The sequence below is a fragment of the Mesorhizobium sp. M8A.F.Ca.ET.021.01.1.1 genome (genome assembly GCF_003998025.1).
GTDB lineage: Bacteria > Pseudomonadota > Alphaproteobacteria > Rhizobiales > Rhizobiaceae > Mesorhizobium.
This window is the reverse complement of record NZ_RZSJ01000536.1, coordinates 1-4246: the sequence shown is the minus strand read 5'-3', so window position 1 is coordinate 4246 and position 4246 is coordinate 1. Positions and strand designations below refer to the sequence as shown.

Below are 4246 nucleotides of genomic sequence, written 5' to 3'. Positions count from 1 at the left end.
GACAGGGCTGGACGGGCCTCGGACGTTTTGCCGGGCTGACGCCACGACGGAGATTGCCGCAATCAAGCGGGTTTTCAAACAGGGCTTCAACTGGCCGCGCTCACTGCAATGGGGCCGGCGCGGTAGCGCTTGCAGGACGTCGGCAGCGGGAGGATAATCCGACGTCGGATGCATTTTTCGGGCGACAACCCCGGAAGCCCGCCCCGGTCGAGACCGTGTCGACAGACCAACGGCCTCGTTGCCGTGCTCCGTGGCCCCGGAGGGAGGTGTGCCATGACAAGCTACATCGTGCTGATGAACTGGACCGAGCAGGGCGCCAAAAATTTGCGCGAGTCACCGAAGCGGCTCGACGCCGCCAGGAAGCAATTGGGTGAGATGGGTGGATCGTTCAAGGCGTTCTACCTGACCATGGGCGAGTACGACATGGTGGCGGTGGTCGAGGCGCCCGACGACGCGATCCTGGCGCGTTTCTCGCTGATGCTGGCGGCAGCCGGCAACATCAGGACGCGGACGATGAAGGCCTTCCCCGAATTCGCCTATCGCGAGATCATCACCTCACTTGGATAATGAGGTTTCCGACGGCCGGGTCAGGTGCCGCCTCAACGGCACCTGATCCGGCGTTCCGACAAATTCGACATCTGCCTCGGGACAGGGCGCCTCGCCATGGTAGACGCGGCCAGGAGAGATCGCGATGAACATTTTTTCGACACCGGCCATCGGCCTTGCCTTGATATCCATGATGCCCGTCGATGCCGGCGCCGCGCAAAAATCGGTCGCCATGGCCAATCCGGCATCGGTCCATTGCGGTGCGATCGGCGGCCGCTTCGTGGTCAGGAAGGACAAGGCCGGCAACGAATACGGGTTTTGCCGCCTGCCCAATGGACGCCTGTGCGAGGAGTGGGCGCTGTTTCGCGACAACAAATGCGTCGGGCCGAAGGCCGCGATGCGTCGGAACTGACGCGTCTGTTGGAAGCGGCGCAAGCCGTGTCGTGCGGTCCCGTCGATGACATGGCGCGCCGCCGTGATAGGGTGAGCCATGTCCGAAGCACAGTCCCATTCGCATCTGTGGCCAGGCGTGCCGCTTGCCCTTGGCTCGGCCGCCTTGTTCGGCGCGACGCCGCCGCTGTCCAAATTGCTGCTCGACAGCGTCAGCCCGTTCATGCTGGCGGGTCTGCTGTATCTCGGCGCCGGCATTGGCCTGGCGCTCTACCGGCTCTTGCGCGGCAGGCAAGCCGGCGCCGGCGAAGCGCGCCTGGCCGCCGGGGACATTCCGTGGCTGGCGCTGGCGATCGGCATGGGCGGCATCGTCGGGCCGGTGCTCCTGATGTTCGGCCTCACCCTCAACACGGCGTCCAGTTCCGCCCTGCTGCTCAATCTGGAGGGGCTGGCGACGATGGCCATTGCCTGGCTCGTCTATCGCGAGAATGTCGACCGGCGCCTGCTTTTCGGCGCCTTCGCCATCCTGGCGGGCGCGCTGCTGCTGTCCTGGGCGGGGCAAGGCGTTGCCTTCAATCTTGGCGCGCTGCTTGTCGCGGGGGCCTGCCTGGCATGGGGCCTGGACAACAATTTCACCCGCAAGATATCGGCGGCCGATCCGGTGGCCATCGCCATGCTGAAGGGATTGGTGGCGGGCGCCGCCAATGTCGGGCTGGCGCTCGCCTCCGGCGCGGCGTTTCCAGCCGCGACGACGGTGATGGCCACGGCCGCCGTCGGTTTCTTCGGCATCGGCGTCAGCCTCGTGATGTTCATCCTCGCGCTGCGGCATCTCGGCACGGCACGCACGGGAGCCTACTATTCGCTCGCTCCCTTCATCGGCGCGTTGCTGGCGATCCTGATGCTGGGCGATGCCGTCACGCTCAAGCTCGGCATTGCCGGCCTGCTGATGGGGGTTGGCCTGTGGCTGCATCTGTCCGAGCGTCATGATCACGAGCACGACCATGAAGCGCTGGAACACGAGCACAGCCATGTGCATGACGAGCATCACCAGCATCATCATGACGGGCCGGTCAGCGAGCCGCATTCGCACTGGCACCGGCATGCGCCGCTGCGTCACAAGCATCCGCACTATCCCGACCTGCACCATCGGCACGATCACGGCTGACCGATGCCAGGGCCAGCGCTGACCGTCTGGTACAACACGCGCTGCCCGGTCTGCGATGCCGGCATCAGCCGGCAGAAGCGGCGGCTAATCGAGGCGGTCAAGGCCGGGCGGATCGCGTTTCGCGACATCAACCTGGAGCCCGATGCGCTGTCGTCGCATGGCGCCTCGCTGGAGGATATCCGCCGACGGCTGCATGCGACCGATGCCGAGGGTGGATTGCTCGTTGGCGCCGACGTCGCGGTCGCGGTCTGGCTGGCAACGCCGGGCGAGGGCTGGCTGGCGAGCCTGTTCGGCAATCGGCTCGTGCTGCCGCTGACCCGCCTTGCCTATGATCGCTTCGCCGATCTGCTCTACGCCTGGAATCGGCGCAAGGCCCGCTGGTAGCCTCCCTCCACACTATCCAACCCAGCCGGGCCTGACGCGTCGACGCCATGGATGTCGCTTGGCTCATGGCCAGATACATCGTAAGATATATCTTGACTCAGCAGTTTGGTGTGCCTAATTAAGATATATCGTAAGATAGAACTCAAGGAGCAATCAAATGCACAGACACAATCATTCCGACCATCATCATTTCGGCGAGCGCATGTTCATGCACATGGCCGGCAAGTTCGGTGGCAGAGGCGGCGGCGGCTTCGGTCCGTTCGGGGGCAGGGGCGGCGGGCGCGGTGGCCCGGGCGACATCTTTCGCGCCGGGCGGATGCTCGCCGATGGCGACCTCAAGCTGATCACGCTGTCGCTGCTGGCCGAGGCGCCGCGCCATGGCTACGACATCATCAAGGCGCTGGAAGAGCGCACCAGCGGCATCTACAGTCCGAGCCCTGGCGTGGTCTACCCGACGCTGACCTTCCTGGAAGAGGCCGGTTATGCCGTCTCGTCGAGCGAAGGCAACAAGAAGGTGTTTTCGATCACCGAGGCCGGGCAGGCGCATCTGGCCGACAACCGCGAGATGATCGACGGCGTGCTCGAACACCTCGAACGCTTCGGCCGCAAGATGGCCAAGGCGCGCGACTGGTTCGGCTGGAGCGACGACGGCGAGGACCGTCGCGGCGGCCGTGGCGGTCGTGGCGAACGCTCGGAAACGCGTGACGAATTCCGCGCCATCCGCCACCGGCTGCGCGCGGCGCTCGGCGACATCGTCGATGCCCCTGCCGAAAAACAGGCCGAGGCGATCGCCATTCTCGAAGCCGCCGCCGAAGCGCTGGAAGCGCTTACACACCGCTGAGCCAGCAAGACCGGTTCTTGCCAGTTAGACCGCAAAAAAGCCCGGGGAGACCCGGGCTTTTGTCGTGGGGCCATGCCGGCATCATTCCTTGCCGACATATTCGCTGATCAGCTTTTCGTTGCGCGCCTTTTCGATCTTGGCGGTGGTCTCGGCGGAGATACGCTCGTCGGTGCGATACTTGACCAGGTTCACCAGGCTGCCGGTGAGCAGCAGGATGCCCATGCCCCAGTAGCCCTTGGTCGACAAGTCGACGGGCGCCAGCCACAGCGACAGGCCAAGCATGAAGTAGGCGGCGCCGACCGAGACGGTGTTGAACATGATGTAGGTCTGGTTGCTGTTCATTGTCGTGTTCCTTTGATTGGATCGAAGTCGGGTTTGACAGGATTGTGGTCAGGTCCAAGGTCTTCAGTTGATGGTCTTCATGCGTTCCAGCACGTCCCTGGCGCACACCTTCACCGCCGGGCCGTGCCCGGCGTCGGCAAGGCGGTCGCGGATCGCGTCATGACGCAGCTCGCCGTCGATCTCGTCGAGAATGCCGGCCTCCTCGAACGGATCGCTGGCTCCCTTGATGCGGGCTAAAAGCTCCTCGGCGTCGTTGAGGCTCGCCGAATGGCCGATCGACCTGACGAGGCGCGACTGCGCCTTGCGCTCGGCATCGATGGCCCGGGCCGAGATCATGCCCTGGTTGAGGTCGATGATGCGGCGGTGCGCCCGCTCCACCGAGACGCGCATCCGCAAGGTCTTTTCGCCAAGGCTTTGCACCGTGGCACGGCGGACCTCGCGTTCATTTTCCAGTTCGGCGATGGCCGCGGCCCCGCTTTCGGCTAGCCCGTCGTTGCTGGCGGCCAGTGCGCTGATCGTGCGTGTCTCCAAGTCGGCGTGGCGGCGGTCGAGATGGTCGAGGCCGGCCTGCTCGGCAC

General features: G+C 64.9%; 7 protein-coding genes. 5 read left to right on the top strand and 2 right to left on the bottom strand.

Annotated features, from left to right (window positions below):
• Nucleotides 1-273: 273 nt before the first annotated feature.
• From EOA36_RS29185 to EOA36_RS29165, 5 genes are all read left to right on the top strand, one after another.
• The gene (locus EOA36_RS29185) at nt 274-567 is read left to right on the top strand and encodes a GYD domain-containing protein (RefSeq protein WP_127280454.1); all 294 of its coding nucleotides are present in this window, start codon (nt 274-276) and stop codon (nt 565-567) included.
• A 124-nt stretch (nt 568-691) separates the two neighbouring features.
• Nucleotides 692-958 (top strand): DUF333 domain-containing protein, encoded by a 267-nt coding sequence (locus EOA36_RS29180; RefSeq protein WP_127280453.1) that lies wholly within the window; start codon nt 692-694, stop codon nt 956-958.
• A 78-nt stretch (nt 959-1036) separates the two neighbouring features.
• Nucleotides 1037-2101, top strand: coding sequence for a DMT family transporter (locus EOA36_RS29175; protein WP_127280452.1), 1065 nt, complete (start codon nt 1037-1039; stop codon nt 2099-2101).
• A gap of 3 nt (nt 2102-2104) precedes the next feature.
• Complete coding sequence (locus EOA36_RS29170; protein ID WP_127280451.1) at nt 2105-2485, top strand: DCC1-like thiol-disulfide oxidoreductase family protein; 381 nt, start codon at nt 2105-2107, stop codon at nt 2483-2485.
• A 157-nt stretch (nt 2486-2642) separates the two neighbouring features.
• On the top strand, nt 2643-3326 hold the full coding sequence (locus tag EOA36_RS29165) for a PadR family transcriptional regulator (protein WP_127280450.1): 684 nt from the start codon (nt 2643-2645) through the stop codon (nt 3324-3326).
• Nucleotides 3327-3407: 81 nt separating this feature from the next.
• On the opposite strand, the gene EOA36_RS29160 is transcribed toward EOA36_RS29165, so the two are convergent.
• Together EOA36_RS29160 and EOA36_RS29155 are read right to left on the bottom strand one after the other, a co-directional pair.
• The gene (locus EOA36_RS29160; RefSeq protein WP_127280449.1) at nt 3408-3668 is read right to left on the bottom strand and encodes a YiaA/YiaB family inner membrane protein; all 261 of its coding nucleotides are present in this window, start codon (nt 3666-3668) and stop codon (nt 3408-3410) included.
• Between the two features lie 63 nt (nt 3669-3731).
• A partial coding sequence (locus tag EOA36_RS29155) for a PspA/IM30 family protein (protein WP_145969360.1) occupies nt 3732-4246 on the bottom strand: 515 nt, incomplete at its 5' end.